Origin of the sequence: Legionella cincinnatiensis (assembly GCF_900452415.1) — a bacterium.
In the GTDB taxonomy this organism is placed as follows: Bacteria; Pseudomonadota; Gammaproteobacteria; order Legionellales; family Legionellaceae; genus Legionella; species Legionella cincinnatiensis.
The window spans coordinates 3,230,995-3,250,671 of record NZ_UGNX01000001.1 but is presented as its reverse complement, the minus strand read 5'-3'; the positions used below and the strand labels follow the sequence as shown (position 1 = coordinate 3,250,671).

The following is a 19,677-nucleotide window of genomic DNA, read 5'->3' as shown; positions in this document are numbered from 1 at the left end:
TCACTAAAGAAGATAAAATTATGCTTATTTGATGGACAAACTCAATAAAATAGTTGGATATAAAAAACGAAGTTATTTTAATATAGACGATGTATAGAGAGAGGCAATTAGCAAACATCACTCTCTGCTGTTGCAGAGGGAGGCGCTTTCCCAAACGCCACCTTCCGCAACAGAGGAAGGTCTAAAAAGCAACAAATCTTGCTAGAAATTTCATCTTACAACCCGCCTTCAATAGATACTCTCTTTTGAAGAGGGTGGCGTGAGTCTGGACTACTAAATCAAGCATTATTAATTAAAGTTAATTTTAATTGACGTCCGCAAACCCAGGCTTTGGTTAAACCACTCATGATTTCTTTAGGCATACCTTTTGGAAGGCGTACAATAGAATGATCATCAAGAATTTTAAGACCGGTAATATGCTTACTTTGTAGGCCTGCTTCATTAGCAATAGCGCCAACAATATTTCCTGGTTTTACGCCGTGAACTTTACCCACATCAAGACGGAACAAATCTTGTTCTATGTCACCCGATTTTTTACGGTTTTCTTTGGAACTTTTCTTATCCGAAGCAAAACTTTTTCGTTCGTCGAAACGCGAAAATGAACGTTCGAATTTACCATTGCGTTCGGCACGGCCTTCTTTTATTGGACGTGATTCTTTAGGTAGGGTCTGCTCTTTTTGCCATGGCATATCTTTATGTAGTAATAAGGCAATCGCAGCAGCAACATCGACTGCGGAAGCATTATTCTCTTTGATGTATTCTTCAATAATCCGTTTATATGAAATTAAGTGTTCATGTTCTAAACGTGCAGTAATATTCGCCATGAAACGTTGTTGACGTGTCACATGGATCATATGGTCTGTGGGCACAGCTACTTTAGTAATACGCTGACGAGTATGCCGCTCGATACTTGTGATAAGTCGACCTTCTTTAGGTGTTACAAAGAGTACCGCGACTCCTGAACGTCCAGCTCTTCCTGTTCTTCCAATGCGATGAACATAAGTTTCATTATCATGGGGTAAGTCATAATTAATCACATGAGTGACTCGCTCCACATCTAAACCACGTGCAGCAACATCTGTAGCAACTAAGATATCAATTGCTCCTTGTCTAAATTGGGCAATAATTCGTTCACGTAGCGCTTGGGTAATGTCACCATGTATGGCCATAGCGCGCAGTCCTTGTTGCTGTAATACCTCTGCTACTTCTTCAGTACTGCTTTTAGTTCGTACAAATACAATAACGCCCTGATATTCTTCTACTGCTAATACTCGTAATAATGCCTCAGATTTTTGATGTCCTGATGCAAATAAGAAGCGTTGTTCAATACTTTTGACAGTGGCAGTTTCTGCTCGTATTTCAATCGATACTGGATTATGCAAATAAGTGTTAGCAATTTGCCGTATACGATAGGGCATGGTTGCAGAAAATAAACCTATTTGTTTTTTTTCGGGTAATTTAGACATGATGGTTTCAATATCTTCAATAAACCCCATACGCAACATTTCATCTGCTTCATCAAGAATAAAAGTACATAAATTATCTAAATGCAAAGTTCCCTTATCGAGATGATCTAAAATACGTCCTGGAGTCCCAACTACTATCTGAGCCCCGGCTCGTAATTGCTTCAATTGACGGCCATATTCTTGACCACCACATAAAACTGCAACGGTGATACTGCGCTGATTAGCACTTAATAATTCAAATTGCTCTGCAACTTGAATCGCTAATTCGCGTGTAGGTGCTAAAATTAAAGCTTGAGTTCCATGCACAGATGGAGATAAATTTTGCAAAATTGGTAATGCAAATGCAGCAGTTTTACCGGTTCCTGTTTGTGCAAGAGCAATCGCATCTCGCCCTTCTAACAGTAAAGGAATGGTTTGTGCTTGGATCGGCGAAGGAGTAGTAAACTTCATATCCTCTAATGCTCTATTTAAGGCATCAGAAAAATTAAAGGCAGCAAAGCTGGTGATTTCTTGAGACATAAAAATCCTGATTGAGTAAAACGTAGCCTAAAAAGGCAAGGTGATATAAAATTTGAACATTATAATAACAAAATAAACAGGAAAAAGCACTATATTTTTAGCTGATGACGTTATTTGGGCAACACTGTAACGATACTCAGGAAAGGATTTTCCATGAAATTCCCAGATTTTTGTTATCCAGAGTTACAACGTTCACTTTAAATAGGGTGTGTTTACAATTTGGTTGTACAGCGCCTGCAGGTGAATTGTAAACACATAAATTTTCACAATAATGGAGTAGCCTTATAGCTGCTAAGATTGTCCCAATGCTGTAGAGACATGGGTCATTTCATTTTTAGCTGCAGTGTTTGGTTGACAAGGATAGCTTTTACTTGCGCCTAGCCAAGCTACTTGTGATACGGTCATCGAATCTTTATCACTTTGTTGACTTGACATGTCTTTATAAGTTTTCTGCAGCAGTTGACATAGAGTGGTTGCATTAAGCTCCACGCTTTTAGGGAGACAAAAAATAGGATTACCCTGATTTTTAGCAATTTCATTTGCTTGAAGCATTGTTTCTGCAATACTTTCACAGGTTATGGTTAGAACATGTCGCGCTGAGCGAGCCCAAGCTTGGGCTTGTGGATCTGCTTTAATTTCCATCTGGGGAATATTATCGGCAATATTCATGTAATTTTTTATAGTATCTGCATGGAGGCCGTGACAAAGAAATATAAAACTGATGAATAATATACGCATAATAAATCCTTAAATTTAAATGCCATGGGGTTTAATTAATCCCAGTTTAAAAGCAATTAATAAAAATATAAATAAACTAATAGAAATACTTATTCTAATGGTCAGTGCTCTGACTGTGCGTTTGGAGTTTCCGGAGTCACGAATGAGGAAAATAAGTCCACTTGCTAATGAACCAGCGATAATAATCATGGCCAAGATGATGATAATTTTAGTGATCATTTGTTATACTCCTGAAAATTGCCGTCAGATTATGGCCAACATTTAAACAATTGATGAACCATGCCTAGTTTAACCTGTTTTAAATTTCGTTTCACCCCAACTTGGTTGATGCTAATTCTCACCCTTTTGTTTTTTTCATTATTTGTTCGCCTTGGTTTTTGGCAAATTCAACGTGCAGATGAAAAAAGGAAGATGATTGTGGCACAAAAAACACAAGAACTGCAAAAGCCTCTTTTTTGGACTAAAAGTCAAAAACAACCCTTACAATACGAGCGTATTATACTGAAAGGGAATTATTTGCCGCAGATATTTTTATTAGATAACCAACATCATCAACATCAATTTGGTTATAATGTATTGTCGCCTTTGGAGCTTCTCGATGGTTCAATCATCATGGTTGATAGAGGCTGGGTTGCGGGGGAATTAAGTCGCCGAATTTTTCCTAATATTATAACTCCACATGGTTTTTTGACATTACAGGGTTCTGTATATTTTCCAAGTAAAAATCAATGGGTTTTAGGACCTTCTTTAGAAAAGAAGGGAAATAAAGTAGTTATCCTTGAACGCTTGGATACACAATTGATGAGCCAAGTTTTGCAAAAAACGGTCTCTCCGTTTATTATTCGCCTCGACAAACAAGATGCAAATGGATTTGTGCGTGAATGGGCGACTGTATCTATGCCTCCACAGAGGCATTTAGCCTATGCTTTGCAGTGGTTTGTTATGGCATTGGTTGTCCTGATTATATTTGTAGCATTAAATCTGAAGAAAAAAAATGAAAAAACAAATTTCTAAGTATTATATTTTATTATTGCTTGTTCTAATATTTGCAACTCCCGGAATAGCAGCTTTGATGTTTTATAAACATCCTTCCTGGTTAGGTACTGCAACAATTAATAAAGGAACTTTATTGAGTCCACCCGTAGCATTGAATTCTTTCAAAGAGGCAGCAAAGTGGCGTATCATTTTTTGGAACCCAAGTGTTTGTGATAAAGCATGCATGCAACAACTAGAGGTTTTAGCTAAGATACGTTTGGCTTTGGGACGTAAATTATATCAGGTTGATCAATGGTTGATTCTTAGTAATAAGTCACCCGCATTGTCTCAAGAACAACAATCTTTGTTAAGAGAAATAGATTTTCAGATGACGAAATTATCTGCAGCCGAAATTCATGCCAAAGGAGCATTGTTTTCCAAGGCAAAAATTTTTTTAGCGGATCCCAATAATTATTTGATTCTCAGTTATTCACCACAGGTTAATCCTGATGATGTATATAAGGATTTAAAGTTGTTGCTCAATACAACAGAAAACAAGGGCGATAAATCTAATGCAAAATAAACTATTACGCTACGTAGTAACCTGCGCCGTACTTTTATCTTTATGTGTAGTCATGTTAGGTGCTTATACTCGACTCACGGATGCAGGTTTAGGTTGCCCAGATTGGCCAGGTTGCTACGGACAGATGGTTCTTCCCAGTGCTAAGGAAAAATTGCAGGCTGCACAAACTCAATATCCACAAATTCCTATTGAGACTCGAAAAGCTTGGACTGAGATGGCTCATCGTTATGTTGCGGGTACATTAGCGTTATTGATTTTTTTTATCGGTTTTTATGTTTTACGTAAACGTTCCCACGGCGGTCATTTACCTTGGCATTTACCTGTTGCTTTATTAATTTTAGTTATTTTTCAAGCAGTTTTAGGTATGTGGACTGTAACTTTAAAACTCTTGCCTGTGGTAGTCATGGGACATCTTCTCGGAGGGATGTTAATTGTTGCTTGTTTAAGTCGATTTCGCCTTCAAATCAGCTCATTAAGTGGTCAAGATTTACCGCAATGGCGTCCTTGGATACGTTTAGGAGTCCTCATTGTTTTGATACAAATTGCCTTAGGTGGTTGGGTTAGTGCTAATTATGCAGGAATTTCATGTATAGGTTTTCCAACATGTAATGGAGCTTGGTGGCCTGATTTGCATTTTGCCCAGGGTTTTAATTTATTTTCTCCAGTAGGAGCGAATTATCAAGGTGGGTTACTTGAACATGATGTACGAGCGACCATCCAATTTATTCACCGATTAGGTGCAATGATAACCGCTGTTTATGTGATGATACTTTCCTTTTTTATTCTATTGAAAAGCCGTTTTAATTATCTTAAAACAGCAGCTGTAGTGGTGTTTTTATTGGTATTAATCCAGTTTACTTTAGGGATTCTTAATGTGATTTATTTACTTCCAATTACGGTAGCTGTAGCTCATAATGGGGTTGCGGCTTTATTGTTAGCTGCGCTATTTAGCACATTGCACTTTACGCGTAAGGGGCAGAACGATGCATGTTAATCCTATAGTGCAATCTACATCATCCGTTTGGCGTAATTATATTGAGTTATGTAAGCCCCGTGTTGTGTTACTGATGCTCTTGACTGTAGTCGTTGGTATGTATCTTGCCACACCAGGATGGGTGAATCTTTTTCTGTTGAGTGCTTCTTTGCTAGGCATTGGGTTATGTGCGAGTAGTGCTGCGGCAATTAATCATCTTGTTGATAAGCGAATCGATGCCATTATGGCCCGAACGAAAAAAAGGCCTGTAGCGAGCGGCCAAGTTTCAGTGCATCAGGCTTTATGGTTTGCTTTAATCATGGGTACAATTGGGCTAACTGTTTTAGTAGTTTTTGTAAATGGCTTAACTGCATTACTCACTTTTATCACTTTGATTGGATATGCTGGTATTTATACAGGTTATTTAAAGCGAGCAACCCCACAAAACATAGTGATAGGGGGATTAGCTGGTGCTGCCCCACCATTATTAGGTTGGACTTCCGTGACCAATCAATTGGATCCACAAGCGTTGTTGTTGGTATTAATTATCTTTATTTGGACACCGCCTCATTTCTGGGCTTTAGCGATTTATCGCTATGAAGAATATCAACATGCGCAAATTCCTATGCTACCCGTAACCCATGGTATCCAATTTACTAAATTGAATATTTATTTATATACCATTTTATTAGTGGTAGTAAGCGTATTACCTTTTGTTATAGGGATGAGTGGCTTATTTTATCTGATAGGTGCTTTAGTCTTGGGTGCGCGTTTCTTATTCTGGGCGTATCAATTATATCATACGGATAAGCCCGTTATTGCGATGCAAACATTTAGATTTTCAATAGTTTATTTGATGCTGCTGTTTGTCTTTTTATTGATTGATCATTACTTATAAGAAATATGTATGAAATAGTTCCATTATAGGATGTTGAGTTTTTAGGCGACTTATTTCATGTATGTTCCTTTAAAGGGGGAAAAATGAGTTTAAAAATTAAGGGTGTTACTTTTACTGTAGTTATTTTGCTGGCTCTTGCAGGGTTATTTTCGGGAATATTTGTAGGACAACATATTCATTTTAAAAAGAAAATTGATGTTAGCAAATTCAATGGTACTTATCTTGAACACCCAAGACAAGTCAATAAATTTAATCTGACAGGAATTGATAACAATACTTTTGATAATAATAGCTTACAGGGTAAATGGACTTTAATATTTTTTGGTTTCACTAATTGCGGCTATGTTTGCCCAACAACTATGGCTGAGTTAGCTAAGATGTATCGTATCCTTGAGGAAAAAGGGGTTAAGACTTTACCACGGATAGTTATGATATCCATTGATCCAGAACGTGATAGTCAACAAAAACTGGGCAATTACGTAACCTCTTTTCATCCTGATTTTTATGGTGCACGTGGAGATGACGAATCGATTAAATCGATGACTCGAGAAATGGGTATTGCTTATACAAAAGTAATTGAAGCGAACAATGATTCTAAAAATTATGATATGCAGCATAGTGGAGCATTGATGTTATTTAATCCTCAAGGAGAACTCAATGCATTTTTTACTACACCACATCATGCCGATCTTTTAGCAAGAGATTATCTATTATTGGTATCTTAATTAAGAATTTTTTAATGCAAATTTTTTATTAAATCCCGATGTGATTTTAGTTTTTTTAGGCTAGGCTTTATTTATATGAATCATTTATAAACAAGTTTTTTTGACTCATTAAGAACTTTTAAAATAACAAAAATAAGAAATAGTTAAGGAATGCGTGTTTCATGAAAATTGCGATATTGGCTACGAACCCACATTTGTATTCTCACAAGCGTCTGAAAGCTGAGGGTGAAGCTGCTGGCCATGAGATAAGTTTTATAAATCCATTATATTGTTATATGAATGTTGCCGCTTCCTGTCCAAAAGTTCATTACAGAGGAGGAGCTCCTTTACCTCATTTTGATGCTGTAATTCCACGAATTGGTACATCAAATACATATTATGGTACGGCAGTATTGCGCCATATGGAAACTATGGGTATGTATACTTTAAATGAGTCGATTGCCATTTCACGCTCCCGAGATAAACTTCGTTCACTCCAGTTATTGGCTCGTAAAGGAATTCCTATGCCATTGACTAGTTTCGCGCAGTCTCCTGATGATACTGAAGATTTGGTTCGGATGGTTGGTGGTGCACCCTTAGTGATCAAATTGTTAGAGGGAACTCAAGGGAAAGGAGTGATTTTAGCGGACAGTCATCAATCCGCGGTGAGCATTATTAATGCTTTTAAAGAAATGCGTGCCAATATTTTAGTACAAGAGTTTATTGAAGAATCGCGTGGAGTTGATATTCGTTGTTTTGTTGTTGGCGAGAAGATTGTTGCTGCTGTAAAGCGACAAGCAAAAGAGGGTGAGTTTCGAGCAAATGTGCATCAGGGAGGTACTGCTGTTAAAGTGAAATTATCCCCACAAGAAAGAACTATTGCTATTAGAGCTGCAAAAACTATGGGATTAAAAGTGGCAGGTGTTGATTTAATTCGCTCTAATCATGGCCCTTTAGTTTTAGAAATTAATTCATCACCAGGTCTTGAGGGTGTAGAAAAAGCTACGGGAATTAATATTGCTGGAAAAATTATTGAGTATATCAAAAAGCATGCAAAACCAATCAGTGCAAACGATCGATTTCATGGTTAAGTAAACCCATTATCTCTATAATAATAAATCACATGTATATAATTTGATTAAATCTACTTAAATAAGTGTAATTTCTTATATTTTAAGTTGAGTTAGTTTTTATTTTCTAATCAGAATTTAGAAAAGAATGATGTGGAAATTTTTTCCACAAATTAGAGCTTGTTGACAATTTGTCTTCCAAGACTCGACGTTCCGCAGTTTGTCCGTTGGATCCAGTAATGTTGATTAATATGCTCAACAACTGTATATACCACTTTTTTTACATAATTCTCATAATACTTCTATTATAATTTTTTGTTATTCAACAAGATAAATTGAATAATTAAAAGCCCATAAAGCCACTAATTTCTAGACTCCATGAAAATATCAAATTATTTGTTATCTCATATTAATATAATAAATTTGATTTATAATGTCTTTTTGTTTAAATTTTAAACATTGACTCTAGGGTGTCTTACGCTCTAGAGCTCGAAGGTAACTCTAGGAAACTTAATTTAACGTGAGTTTCGGATAAGAGAGCGTGGTTTTACTTTGATCCGTTCGGGCTGAGGAAGCGCATAGCGCTGTCTCGAAGCCTTAGGACAAATTTTCAAGTTCTGGACTAAGCTTCGAGACGGCATGAATGCCTCCTCAGCCCGAACGATTCGAGATGGAGGCTGGATCTCAATAGAGCCTTTATCCGAAACTCACGTTAATTTAACGTATTTCGCTATAAATGGCATAGCAATGCCATTTATGGAGGTAAACGGACATTGCCAGTAAATCTTATTTCAAGTGGGATGCTCATAATCGAGCTGACGTTAATTTAAGCATTTCACGTGTTTGCAGATCTTCTCTTAGGGGCAATTAATATGAAAGACAAGACAGAAATAAACGATAGAACAGAGCATTATTTAGTAAAACTACGTGAAACAATCCATAACTCCCAAGAAAAAATAAAATTGGAAAGAAATGAGCAGCAGTTAGAGTCAGTTATTGCCATGATTAGGGATGTTGAACAAATACAAGATACTGCAATACAAAAACAGCTAATTACCACAGCTCATATTCTGGCTAAAAATTTTCAATTAGATCTAATCGATTTGATGATTAAAAATTTTAGCGAGCGACCAAAAAGTGAGGCAGGAGGGATAAAGGATAAGAAACTCGATGAAAATCCGCTGTTGAGTAAATTTTTTGGTAATGTCGAAGATTCAATAAATGCTTTTTCCAAAACTATGGATTATTTTTCTAAGCAACTTAGTGAAGATGCTCTATTTGTTAAACGCCTTGCAGAAGCAAAAAATTGGTTGGAAAAAAGCGAGCCTAACCAAGAAATTGAATTAGCTGATTTTAATGATCTTATTAATACTTATGCAATAATACTGGAAAAGAAAACCGGAAATTTTTCAGACGTAAAAGTAATAGACTCCTCTAGAGACAATAATATAAATCCTTCCACAGAGCGCATCAAAACACCGACTGAACTTACCTCTGAATTAGCTCAGTTATCAGAACAATATGGTTTACAAGTAAGTGCAATTATGGCGCTTCGTCAGGAGTTCGATGAAAAAATCACCTTAGTAAAGGATGAGCTCGACATAAAAGCATTATTGAATTCGTATAATTCTCTATTCCAACAAGTAGATGAGGTTATTCGTGAAAGAGAGTATGAATTTATTGCTCAAGAGGCTCATTCTCGTGAGCAAATCCTTAAGCAAATTACAATTACAAAAAATGCACAAGTGGCCTTGAATCAAATAAATGAAAAATTAATTGAATTTTTAGTAGGTACACTTAATCCTGCTATCACACTAGCAGAAAAAAATAGAGTTGATTACGCATCGTGCTCTGTGAGTTCTATAAACATGCAACTTAATAAGCTTAAGAATCTACTTCAAAAATGTGATGAGGATCCAAGACTGAAGGATTATTTAAGAAATTATGAAAATGACATAACAACAGCGTTGACGAACTCTCATTCTATAATAGTCGAATTATCAACAAAAAAATTAACCAAGGAACAGATAGAAATAAAATCATACGAGGCTGTAAACAACCTTACCAAACTTACACAGTCATTAGATTTCCAAATAAAGCGAATTAATAGTTTTTTGAATAATAAAAATAAATTAGAAATTGAATTGAATGAATTAGAAAATGAACGGAAAGAATTTCCTCTGGCCGAAATATATAGGAATAATTTTGACGATCTTAATCAGATTAGGAAAGACTTACGAGAGAAAAAAGATATTTATTCAGGAATACCAAAGAACATTTCTGAAGACATTGTAGCTATTAAAAATCATTATAATCATCTAAAGAAAGAGTATACCGTAAGGAGCAACTCAGACGAAGTTATGCAACTTAACAATTTGCTTATTGCAATTGACGCCCTTAAAACGCCTGATTGGGTAAAAAATTTAAAATCTGAGTTAGAGGAAATTAGAGCTAAGTTTTTGGCATCTAAAATGAATGGAGAACAGTTCAAAATTGATTCTGCGAAAGCAATAGTGACCAATGTTACTGAAAAAGAAATAAGACAGTTGACTAACAACCATGAGAATGCAACCCGCTTCGGAAATTTTTTTCGCGCGCTAGCAGAATTCATCGTTGCGATAGGCTACTCCATTACACGGCAAGAAAAACCTCTTTATAGACCGCAGTTTTTTGCTTCAAACCAAGAGAAAGAAATTGCTCGTAAATTACATGAAACGTATGAGCTTTTAAATATTAAAGAAGATGCTGAAAATCAGCTATCGAGTCAATCTCAAAGAATCGGCTTTTAAGCATCACTGAGTTTTTTGACCTAGATCCCTGTATACAGTGCTACGCATTTTACGAGGAGCGCTTCGAGAGCCTGCTACATAATACTTATGCGAATTTAAGTCATCTACGAAGATGAGTTAGTGCTCTGAAACACAGAGCTTTCTTCCTCATTTTCGTTATGTTAATGAGAGGACTCATCGCTTTTGCCGACTAACCAATCAGCACTTACCTCAAATTCTTGGGCTAGGGCATTAAGTAAGTCTTCATCAGGATTTGTTGCTCCATTAAGTAATGCTTCTGCTTTAAATTTAGGAATTTTCACTAATTTTGACAATACTTCAATTCGCTCTGTACTTGATTCTGGTACACCAATATTATCTAACTCTCTATTCAGTCTTTCTGAAAATCTCTTATTAAGCATCAGATTCTCCTAATAATAATTTAGGGTTTAGGTAAATTAGATTTTTACATCTCTGCATCATTTACGCCTAACCATGAGATAGCAAGCGGAAGTAGTAATTACCTTAATATTTCATATAGCATAAAAATCAATTTTTGCAATAGAGTGGGTTGACAATTGGTTTTCACTTAGGTAGTCGGACAAAATGTCAACAGCCCTAGTACCATTAGATTCACTCCATGTGAAATTTCATCCATAAAGCGCAAGATGGAGGAGGCACAATGTAGGGGTCAACAAACCCTAATACTTTGAATATTCAGTTTTTTAAAAATTTACAATACAACCATAGGCTTTTTTAGCGATAAGCAGGATTTAAGTTGATCTGTACTATCTTTCAATTTAGTATTTAACCCTCAAAATATGATCGAGGGTAGGATAAAACATGATCGAAGAAGTTGCTGTGAAGTATCCTTGTGATTTAATTCTGTTTGGTGCCTTAGGAGACTTGTCTTGCCGAAAATTAATTCCCGCATTATATCAGCTTGAATGTGCAAATTTACTTCATACCAATACCCGCATCATTAGTTGTGCCCGTGAAGCACTAACACTTATAGAATATCTTAAGTTTGCAAAAACAAAGACCCAAGCTTTTATGGGTAAAAATCTAGATGAAAAGGTTTGGTCGCGTTTTGTTGAAAAAATGGTTTATTGCCAACTTGATTTAACACAGCTTGACGATTATGCAAGATTAGTTGCTTATGTTCTTCCTGAAGAGCGAACAACCATTTCCTATTTGGCAATTCCCCCTTCTTTGTATGCCCAAGTATGCCAAGGGCTTTCAAATATTGGCCTAACAAAACAACCTTCCCGAATTGTCTTGGAAAAACCAATTGGTCATGATTTATCTTCATCCATTGCAATTAATAATGAGGTTGCTCACTTTTTTGCTGAAAACCAAATTTATCGAATTGATCATTATTTGGGTAAAGAAACGGTATTAAATCTGTTGGTACTTCGCTTTGCTAATGCTATTTTTTCTTCAAATTGGGATAATCAGTCTATTGATAAAGTAGAAATTACTGTTGCCGAAGAGGTCGGCGTTGAAGGACGTTGGGGATACTATGATAAATCAGGCCAAGTAAGAGATATGCTGCAAAATCATTTATTACAAATCCTTTCTCTTTTAGCAATGGAACCTCCAATGAGCTTATCAGCAGAATGTATTCGTAGTGAAAAACTTAAAGTATTAAAATCATTGCGCCCTATCAGTGATCTGCAAGTACATGAACATACGATCCGTGCCCAATATGTGGCAAATGTCATTAATGGCCAGAACATATTAGGTTATTTGGATGAAGAAGGGGCACATCGAGGTTCCACTACAGAAACGTTTGTTGCAATTAAAGCCTATATTGATAATTGGCGCTGGTCTGGTGTTCCTTTTTATTTATTGACAGGTAAAAGATTATCCAAAAAACAAAGTGAGGTAGTGATTTATTTTAAGCCGCAACCTTATAATATTTTTAAACAACTAAAACAAAATTTATCCCCTAATCAGCTTATTATACGGTTGCAACCCGATGAGGGTGTAGAGTTGCGCATGATGAATAAAATTCCAGGTTTGAGTGAGTGTATGCAATTGCGCGACAGTAAGTTGAATTTAAATTTTAACCATTTGTCTAATTCTCAAAGAATTGCAGATGCTTACGAGCGATTATTACTCGAGGTTATGTTGGGTAATCAATACTTATTTGTTAGTCGCGAAGAAGTAGAGCAAGCTTGGAAATGGATTGACAATATTAAACTGGCTTGGGAAAAACAAGATACACCACTTCATACTTATCCATCAGGAACGTGGGGCCCCTTGGAATTAATTCGTTTATACAATGGCAAAGCACATGTGTGGGGTGAACAAAATGCAGTTACATAGTTTTAGTGAGGCACATTTATTAACTGAGGATTTGGCTGAACAATTAAAGCATATTCTTTGTAATGCGATTGCCAAACGAGGCCATGCCTATATGGTGGTTTCGGGTGGAAAAACACCTATTGATTTATTCAAAGCTCTGGCAAAGACTGATCTTCCTTGGAATAAAGTGACTCTAACTTTAGCTGATGAGCGTTGTGTTCCACCAGATAACACGGATCGAAATGAACGCTTGGTTCGACACTATTTGTTGCAACATGAAGCAGCGACAGCTCATTTTTTAAGCTTGTATCCTGAAGGACACTCTGTAGAAGAAACAGCAAATATGATTGCATCTTTACCTACTTTTGATGCAGTAGTTTTAGGTATGGGTGAAGATGGACATACAGCGTCCTTGTTTCCTTGTGCTCACGAGCTTGCTTTAGGATTAGATGATAATGCTGCTGCAGTATTGCAAATTAATCCTAAAAATGCATCACATCAACGAGTGAGTTTATCGAAACGAAGATTATTAGATAGTCGCGTGATTTTTTTTCATTTAGTTGGCCAAAAAAAACTGGCAGTATTGCATCAAGCAATGACGCAGCATGATCCTACGGTTATGCCGGTTAGTGCTTTTTTAAATAATCTTGATGCAAATGTTCAGGTGATGTATGCACCTTAAGGAAAAGAGAATGCATCCTGTTGTAGCTGAAGTTACAGAGCGTATTCGCAAACGAAGTTTGCGCAGTAGAGCTTCCTATTTAAATAATATGGAGCAAGCACGAAGCAAAGGTCCTCAACGTGGTTCGCTTCATTGTGGAAATTTAGCACATGGTTTTGCGGCTTGTCCGAAACAGGATAAGACAAACCTAAGTGGTATGACTAAAGCAAATATCGCTATTGTTTCTGCATATAACGATATGCTTTCTGCGCATCAGCCTTATTTTACTTATCCCGCTTTAATTAAAGAGGCTGTTTCTGCTGCGGGGGGGGTAGCCCAATTTGCAGCGGGTGTACCAGCAATGTGCGATGGAATTACTCAAGGACAGCCAGGAATGGAGTTGAGTTTATTAAGTCGTGATGTTATTGCTATGTCTGCATCAATTGGTTTATCTCATAATATGTTTGATGGCGGCTTAATGTTAGGGATCTGCGATAAAATTGTTCCCGGTTTATTGATGGCTGCTTTAAGTTTTGGACATTTGCCTTTTATTTTTGTTCCAGCTGGTCCTATGCCTTCAGGAATAGCAAATCAGAAAAAAGCACGTATTCGGCAGTTATATGCTGAAGGAAAAGTTGATAAAAGTGCTTTACTTGAAGTTGAAACTGCTTCGTATCATTCTCCAGGCACTTGTACTTTTTATGGCACAGCCAATTCTAACCAATTAATTATAGAGGTTATGGGACTGCAACTTCCGGGCTCATCATTTATTCATCCCGGCACCTTATTACGTGATGCATTAACTAAATTGGCTGCACAACAGATTTTGTCTTTAACTGATTTAGGCCAACATTATATGCCTATAGGTCAGATGATGGATGCAAAAAATATTGTTAATGGCATTGTCGCTTTGTTGGCTTCTGGCGGTTCTACAAATCACACCATGCATCTTATCGCTATTGCCTCAATGGCAGGCTATTTAGTAAATTGGGATGATTTTGCTGAGCTATCTGCTGTGACGCCTTTGATTGCCAAAATTTATCCCAATGGTTATGCCGACATCAATCATTTTCAGCAAGCTGGTGGTATGGCGTATTTTATTCATACTCTTTTAGAGGCCCAGTTATTGCATGAAGATGTCCATACGGTTATGGGTTACGGTCTGCACCGATATACCCAACAGCCTTTATTGGATAATGAGCAATTAGTATGGGTAGCAGGCCCTTCAACTTCAATGGATGAACAAATAATCACTTCTGCAAAAACTCCCTTTAAGACCCAAGGTGGTTTACAAGTATTAAGTGGAAATATAGGACGGGCAATTATTAAAACGTCAGGTCTTGCTGTTGAGAAAACGAAAATTAAAGCTCCAGCAGTAGTTTGTGCGAGCCAAGAAGAGTTTAATCAGCTTTTCGAAAAAGGAGCATTAGAACAAGATTGTATTGTTGTGGTACGTTACCAAGGGCCGAAAGCATGTGGTATGCCTGAGTTACATCAGTTAACTCCCAAACTTGGGGTACTTATGGATAAAGGATATCACGTTGCCTTAGTGACCGATGGACGTATGTCAGGCGCATCTGGTAAAGTCCCTGCAGCAATTCATGTTACTCCTGAGGCTATAGACAATGAAGTTCTTTCCCGGATTGAAACTGGAGATATCATTTTGATTGATGCAGAAGAAGGGATATTGCAATTATTGATCACTGAAGATGAGCTGATGCGAAGAAATAAAGCGCTACACAATGCTGTTGGGCTTTATCAAGGCAGTGGTCGTGAACTATTTGCTAGTTTAAGATTACAATTTTCAGGAGCTGAGCAGGGAGCTTGTAGTTTGTTTCAAGGAAAAGAGTCTTGTTATGAGTTTTGAGCCTTTACAGTCATATGCTATTGTTGCAGATATAGGGGGCACTTTTGCACGTTTTGCTTGTGTCCATTTAGAAAAACTAAGCATAGAAAACGTTGAAATTTATGCTTGTGCCGCGTTTAACAGCCTAGAGTCCGTATTATTAACGTATCAAGAGCAACATCAGTTGCAAGAGATAAAGCAGGTAGTTATTGCTATTGCTTGTCCAGTATTTGACGATATGATCTGTATGACTAATACTCCTTGGCGATTTTCTATTAACGCATTAAAACAAAAGCTGAACTTAACTGAGCTTAGAGTTTTAAATGATTTTAATGCTATAGCAATGAGTTTACCTGTTTTATCTGAGCAGCAAGTTTTTCAAATAGGCAGAGGAAGCACGGACAAAGACGGTGTAAAAGTAGTGGTGGGGGCAGGGACAGGATTAGGAGTGGCTTATTTAATCTCTAACCAACAGGGTTACTCTGCTCATGCTGGTGAAGGAGGTCATGTCAGTTGGGGTGCAAAAACGGATCAAGAATGGTTTATCTATCGTTATTTAAAAAAACGATACGCTCATATATCTTATGAACGTTTATTATCTGGCCATGGCTTGGAAAATTTATATCAAGCACTAGCTACTTTAAATCAAAAAGAGGATGCTCCTCTCCCGGCAGCGCAAATCATTGCTTTGGCTCTAGCAAATCAATGTGCTATTGCAAAGGCTGCAGTAGCACAATTTTTGGCGATTTTGGGTTCTTATGCGGGCGATTTAGCGTTAATATTTGCAGCTTTTGGCGGCATTTATATAGCGGGCGGTATCGTTCCCCGTTTTATTTCATTGCTTCATCATAGTGACTTTAGAGTTCGTTTTGAAGAAAAGGGTCGCTTTAGCGAATTTAATACACAAATTCCGACCTTTATTATTACTGCCGAACAGCCAGGAATATTGGGAGCTGCGGTTTATTTAAAACAATCGTTGGCTATACGTAGAGAAGCAGAATACGGAATGATATAAATCTCGGTCTTGCTTCATCTTGACTACAGTGAGCTACAAGGAGAAGTTCATGACATTTCCTAATTGGATGGTGCAACCGGATGCCGTATTTTGTACCTCACCTGTAATTCCAGTTCTTGTTATTAAAGAACTGGAGCATGCGGTACCTTTGGCTACTGCATTATTTGCAGGGGGTATTCATATACTTGAAGTAGCGTTAAGAACATCAGTAGCTTTAGATGCTGTGCAGTTACTTACAAAAACCTTTCCAGAGGCTTTAATTGGTGTAGGTACCATAATTACACCAGAACAATTAAATCAGGCGGCAAATATAGGTGCAAAATTTGCATTAAGCCCGGGAAAAACTCAAGCCTTATTAGAAGCCGGCTGTTATTCTCATATTCCTTTAATTCCAGGCGTATCTAGTGTTTCAGAGTTAATGGAAGGATTAATTTTAGGATATACACATTTTAAGTTTTTTCCAGCAGTTCCCGCTGGAGGAATCAATATGTTACGAGCAATTCATGGACCTTTTCCTCAAGCAAAGTTTTGTCCAACAGGAGGTATTAACGAAACAAATTTTGCTGATTATTTGATGCTTCCCAATGTTTCTTGTGTCGGAGGCTCTTGGATTGTTCCAGAGGAAGCAATTAAAAAAGAAAATTGGTCACTTATTACTGATTTATGTTTTTCTGTACGTCAGAGTATAAGAGGATGGGATTAAGGATTACCTAGAGTTAAAGGAGTTAAATATGACATGGGTTGTTGCAATTATTGGTTCAGTTGCTGGTTTTTTATTTGGATATGATGAAGGAATTATTGCTGGCTCTTTAGAGTTAGTTAAAAATTATTTTGACCTGTCTGCGGCACATATTGGTGTGATGGCTTCAGCATTGCCTTTTGGCGCTTTATTAGGTTCTATGTTGATTGGTGCAATTACGGCATCACAAGGAGCCAAACGTTTTGGTCGCCGAACCTTATTGTCTTTTTCGGGAATTTTATTTTTTTTGGGGGCATTAGGAGCGGGTTTTGCGGATTCTATTACGGTACTTATTGTTTCTCGTTTAATTCTGGGTTTGGCAATTGGGGTCGCATCAGTAATGGCTCCGTTGTATCTCGCAGAAACAGCGACTTACGAAACAAGAGGAGCTGTCGTTGCTATTTATCAATTAGCGATGACTGTCGGTATTGTATGTTCGTACTCAGTTAATTATTTGTTTCTTGAAAACCATGATTGGCGCGCTATGTTTGCTTCAAGCGCTTTTCCAGCTTTGGTTTTGAGTCTAGGTATTTTACTGATGCCAGAATCACCTAGATGGTTGTGCAGTGTAGGCCGTCGCGATGCTGCTTCCAAAGCTTTAAGAAAGTTACGCAAAAACCACTCTATTGAACATGAGTTAATTGATATTGAAGCGACTTTAGCGAATGAGCCCAAAAAGGGGAGTTGGCTGTTATTATTTAGAAATCCTTTGTTGCCTGTATTGTTGTTGGGAACGATCTTGTTTTGTTTACAACAGTTAAGTGGGATTAATGTAATTATTTATTTTGCTCCCGAAATTTTTAAAAACTTAGGTTTAAATAGTACTACAGGTCAAATACTAGCGACTATCGGGATTGGCATGGTCAACTTGTTGGTGACGATTATTGCGATACTTAGTGTGGATAAAATAGGTCGGCGCAAGCTGTTGTTATTTGGTTTTTCCGGAATGTTTATTAGTCTGTTGGCTTTGTGTGTGTTCTCATTAAATCAAGTGGTATGGCTTCCCTATTTATCGGTTGCTTGTTTAATTCTTTATATTTTTTCTTTTGCAGTAAGTGTAGGACCAATACCTCATATTGCTATGGCAGAAATTTTTCCTTTGCATGTGCGTGGTGCAGGAATGGGCTTGTCTGCTATGAGTAACTGGACTTTTAACACAGTGGTTATTTTTAGTTTTCCCCTTTTAGAAAAGATGATGGGCATTGAGTATACTTTTGCTTTATATGCGGTGGTTTGTCTTTTGGGATTAATCTATTCTTATTTTTACATGCCAGAGACAAAAAATATCAGTTTGGAGCAGATTGAAAATTATATAGTATCCGGTAAACCATTACGTCTATTGGGACGAGAAGTAACTGTTGAGGAAATTGGCAAAACAAGATCGACTTATATTCCTTCGACCTAGACGAAGAAAAGCTAATTCTAGCCCGGCTTGGATTGGGGGTGTAGCCAAAATTCCCGGATCACGACTGCGTCTAATCCGGGCTCGCTAAAAAATCAAATCAGTGTAGGCTGGGCTGATAAGCCCAGAAATCCTCATTGAATATCATCAAAAATTTGGTTATAAATACCGAAACGGAATATTAGGAAAATCCAACTCTATGCGATACCGAAGAGCATTGATGTCAGGCGCGACCTATTTTTTCACATTAAATTTGCAAAATAGACAAAGCAATTTACTCATTCATTGTATTGATGATTTAAGATTCGTTTTCAGAAAAGTCCAACACGACATTCTTTCTATCTAGACGCTATCGTCATCTTGCTTGACCATGCACATATGATAATGACCTTAATGCCCAATGATAGTGATTATTCAAAACGGTTAAGCTTAAAACGTGAACGAGGTATCTTGCAACGCAGATTTTGGGAGCCATGATACGCCATGCATCCGACTATGAGTATCACATCAATTGTATTCATTTTAATCCAGTGAAACATGGCTATGTCAAAAATCCTTCAGATTGGCCTTACTCAAGTATTCATCACTTTATTCGTGAGGGAATCTTGAGCGCTCAGTGGGCTTATGGTGATTCTTGTAAGAAATCCAGGTTTGGTAAGTAGATAAGATATGCTGGGCTTAACAGCCCAGCTTACGCTTGCTATTAGCCTGGATTAGGCAAAGCTGTAGTCCGGGGATGTAGCTAAAATGCAAGCTATAAGTTTATCCATACAACAACAGCAATCCTTACGAGAGACGATGAATTTGATCCATATATAGACATAGAGAGCGTATCAACAGGTGCTTTAACTTAACGTGAGTTATGGATAAGGATATAATTATAACGATTCTCTATCACGATCCGTTCGGGCTGAGGAAGCGTGTAGCACTGTCTCGAAGCCTTAGCACGAATTTTCAAGATCTGTGTTCAGGCTTCGAGACCGCATACATGCCTCCTCAGCCCAAACGGG

At 37.3% G+C, this 19,677-nt stretch carries 17 protein-coding genes; 13 read left to right on the top strand and 4 right to left on the bottom strand.

Annotation, left to right across the window (positions count from 1 at the left end; genetic code table 11):
* Positions 1-278 precede the first annotated feature (278 nt).
* From DYH34_RS14475 to DYH34_RS14465, 3 genes are all read right to left on the bottom strand, one after another.
* A complete protein-coding gene (locus DYH34_RS14475) occupies positions 279-1,985 on the bottom strand; it encodes a DEAD/DEAH box helicase (RefSeq protein WP_058465200.1) in 1,707 nt (568 codons plus the stop codon).
* A 291-nt stretch (positions 1,986-2,276) separates the two neighbouring features.
* Positions 2,277-2,723, bottom strand: a complete 447-nt coding sequence (locus DYH34_RS14470; protein WP_058465199.1) for a hypothetical protein — start codon at positions 2,721-2,723, stop codon at positions 2,277-2,279.
* Positions 2,724-2,738: 15 nt separating this feature from the next.
* The gene (locus DYH34_RS14465; RefSeq protein WP_058465198.1) at positions 2,739-2,942 is read right to left on the bottom strand and encodes a twin transmembrane helix small protein; all 204 of its coding nucleotides are present in this window, start codon (positions 2,940-2,942) and stop codon (positions 2,739-2,741) included.
* A gap of 60 nt (positions 2,943-3,002) precedes the next feature.
* On the opposite strand from DYH34_RS14465, the gene DYH34_RS14460 reads away from it, so the two are divergent.
* The 7 genes from DYH34_RS14460 (at position 3,003) to DYH34_RS14430 (ending at position 10,715) form a co-directional block, all read left to right on the top strand.
* Entirely contained in the window at positions 3,003-3,737 is a 735-nt protein-coding gene (locus DYH34_RS14460; protein ID WP_058465197.1) for an SURF1 family protein, read from the top strand.
* Positions 3,718-4,281 (top strand): hypothetical protein, encoded by a 564-nt coding sequence (locus DYH34_RS14455; RefSeq protein ID WP_058465196.1) that lies wholly within the window; start codon positions 3,718-3,720, stop codon positions 4,279-4,281. The genes DYH34_RS14460 and DYH34_RS14455 overlap by 20 nt, the downstream gene beginning before the upstream one ends.
* Entirely contained in the window at positions 4,271-5,275 is a 1,005-nt protein-coding gene (locus DYH34_RS14450) for a COX15/CtaA family protein (RefSeq protein ID WP_172465420.1), read from the top strand. The genes DYH34_RS14455 and DYH34_RS14450 overlap by 11 nt, the downstream gene beginning before the upstream one ends.
* Positions 5,265-6,152 carry a heme o synthase gene (cyoE, locus tag DYH34_RS14445; RefSeq protein ID WP_058465194.1) on the top strand — a complete coding sequence of 296 codons (888 nt, stop codon included), beginning with the start codon at positions 5,265-5,267 and terminating at the stop codon, positions 6,150-6,152. Before DYH34_RS14450 ends, cyoE begins: the two co-directional genes overlap by 11 nt.
* An 83-nt stretch (positions 6,153-6,235) precedes the next feature.
* On the top strand, positions 6,236-6,877 hold the full coding sequence (locus tag DYH34_RS14440; protein WP_058465193.1) for an SCO family protein: 642 nt from the start codon (positions 6,236-6,238) through the stop codon (positions 6,875-6,877).
* 161 nt (positions 6,878-7,038) lie between these two features.
* Positions 7,039-7,947 carry a 30S ribosomal protein S6--L-glutamate ligase gene (rimK, locus tag DYH34_RS14435; RefSeq protein ID WP_058465192.1) on the top strand — a complete coding sequence of 303 codons (909 nt, stop codon included), beginning with the start codon at positions 7,039-7,041 and terminating at the stop codon, positions 7,945-7,947.
* A gap of 851 nt (positions 7,948-8,798) precedes the next feature.
* A complete protein-coding gene (locus DYH34_RS14430; protein ID WP_058465191.1) occupies positions 8,799-10,715 on the top strand; it encodes a hypothetical protein in 1,917 nt (638 codons plus the stop codon).
* Positions 10,716-10,876: 161 nt separating this feature from the next.
* Here DYH34_RS14430 and DYH34_RS14425 read toward each other — a convergent pair whose 3' ends face one another.
* Positions 10,877-11,116: a hypothetical protein gene (locus DYH34_RS14425; RefSeq protein WP_058465190.1), complete on the bottom strand. Its 240-nt coding sequence runs from the start codon at positions 11,114-11,116 to the stop codon at positions 10,877-10,879.
* 421 nt (positions 11,117-11,537) lie between these two features.
* On the opposite strand from DYH34_RS14425, the gene zwf reads away from it, so the two are divergent.
* The 6 genes from zwf to DYH34_RS14395 are packed head-to-tail and all read left to right on the top strand — an operon-like array spanning position 11,538 to position 18,670.
* A complete protein-coding gene (gene zwf / locus DYH34_RS14420; RefSeq protein ID WP_058465189.1) occupies positions 11,538-13,025 on the top strand; it encodes a glucose-6-phosphate dehydrogenase in 1,488 nt (495 codons plus the stop codon).
* Entirely contained in the window at positions 13,012-13,686 is a 675-nt protein-coding gene (gene pgl, locus DYH34_RS14415; RefSeq protein WP_058465188.1) for a 6-phosphogluconolactonase, read from the top strand. The genes zwf and pgl overlap by 14 nt, the downstream gene beginning before the upstream one ends.
* Positions 13,687-13,696: 10 nt before the next feature.
* Entirely contained in the window at positions 13,697-15,532 is a 1,836-nt protein-coding gene (edd, locus tag DYH34_RS14410) for a phosphogluconate dehydratase (protein ID WP_058465187.1), read from the top strand.
* On the top strand, positions 15,522-16,526 hold the full coding sequence (glk, locus tag DYH34_RS14405) for a glucokinase (RefSeq protein ID WP_058465186.1): 1,005 nt from the start codon (positions 15,522-15,524) through the stop codon (positions 16,524-16,526). Before edd ends, glk begins: the two co-directional genes overlap by 11 nt.
* 49 nt (positions 16,527-16,575) lie before the next feature.
* On the top strand, positions 16,576-17,229 hold the full coding sequence (locus tag DYH34_RS14400) for a bifunctional 4-hydroxy-2-oxoglutarate aldolase/2-dehydro-3-deoxy-phosphogluconate aldolase (RefSeq protein ID WP_058465185.1): 654 nt from the start codon (positions 16,576-16,578) through the stop codon (positions 17,227-17,229).
* Positions 17,230-17,257: 28 nt separating this feature from the next.
* Positions 17,258-18,670, top strand: a complete 1,413-nt coding sequence (locus DYH34_RS14395; RefSeq protein WP_058465184.1) for a sugar porter family MFS transporter — start codon at positions 17,258-17,260, stop codon at positions 18,668-18,670.
* The last annotated feature ends 1,007 nt before the right edge of the window (positions 18,671-19,677 follow it).

Coding starts and splice junctions, on each gene's coding strand:
- DYH34_RS14430 (WP_058465191.1), top strand. CDS start 8,799: ATGAAAGACAAGACAGAAATAAACGATAGAACAGAGCATTATTTAGTA.
- DYH34_RS14470 (WP_058465199.1), bottom strand. CDS start 2,723: ATGCGTATATTATTCATCAGTTTTATATTTCTTTGTCACGGCCTCCAT.
- cyoE (WP_058465194.1), top strand. CDS start 5,265: ATGCATGTTAATCCTATAGTGCAATCTACATCATCCGTTTGGCGTAAT.
- DYH34_RS14450 (WP_172465420.1), top strand. CDS start 4,271: ATGCAAAATAAACTATTACGCTACGTAGTAACCTGCGCCGTACTTTTA.
- DYH34_RS14395 (WP_058465184.1), top strand. CDS start 17,258: ATGACATGGGTTGTTGCAATTATTGGTTCAGTTGCTGGTTTTTTATTT.
- rimK (WP_058465192.1), top strand. CDS start 7,039: ATGAAAATTGCGATATTGGCTACGAACCCACATTTGTATTCTCACAAG.
- DYH34_RS14400 (WP_058465185.1), top strand. CDS start 16,576: ATGACATTTCCTAATTGGATGGTGCAACCGGATGCCGTATTTTGTACC.
- glk (WP_058465186.1), top strand. CDS start 15,522: ATGAGTTTTGAGCCTTTACAGTCATATGCTATTGTTGCAGATATAGGG.
- DYH34_RS14475 (WP_058465200.1), bottom strand. CDS start 1,985: ATGTCTCAAGAAATCACCAGCTTTGCTGCCTTTAATTTTTCTGATGCC.
- DYH34_RS14440 (WP_058465193.1), top strand. CDS start 6,236: ATGAGTTTAAAAATTAAGGGTGTTACTTTTACTGTAGTTATTTTGCTG.
- zwf (WP_058465189.1), top strand. CDS start 11,538: ATGATCGAAGAAGTTGCTGTGAAGTATCCTTGTGATTTAATTCTGTTT.
- DYH34_RS14465 (WP_058465198.1), bottom strand. CDS start 2,942: ATGATCACTAAAATTATCATCATCTTGGCCATGATTATTATCGCTGGT.
- DYH34_RS14460 (WP_058465197.1), top strand. CDS start 3,003: ATGCCTAGTTTAACCTGTTTTAAATTTCGTTTCACCCCAACTTGGTTG.
- DYH34_RS14425 (WP_058465190.1), bottom strand. CDS start 11,116: ATGCTTAATAAGAGATTTTCAGAAAGACTGAATAGAGAGTTAGATAAT.
- DYH34_RS14455 (WP_058465196.1), top strand. CDS start 3,718: ATGAAAAAACAAATTTCTAAGTATTATATTTTATTATTGCTTGTTCTA.
- pgl (WP_058465188.1), top strand. CDS start 13,012: ATGCAGTTACATAGTTTTAGTGAGGCACATTTATTAACTGAGGATTTG.
- edd (WP_058465187.1), top strand. CDS start 13,697: ATGCATCCTGTTGTAGCTGAAGTTACAGAGCGTATTCGCAAACGAAGT.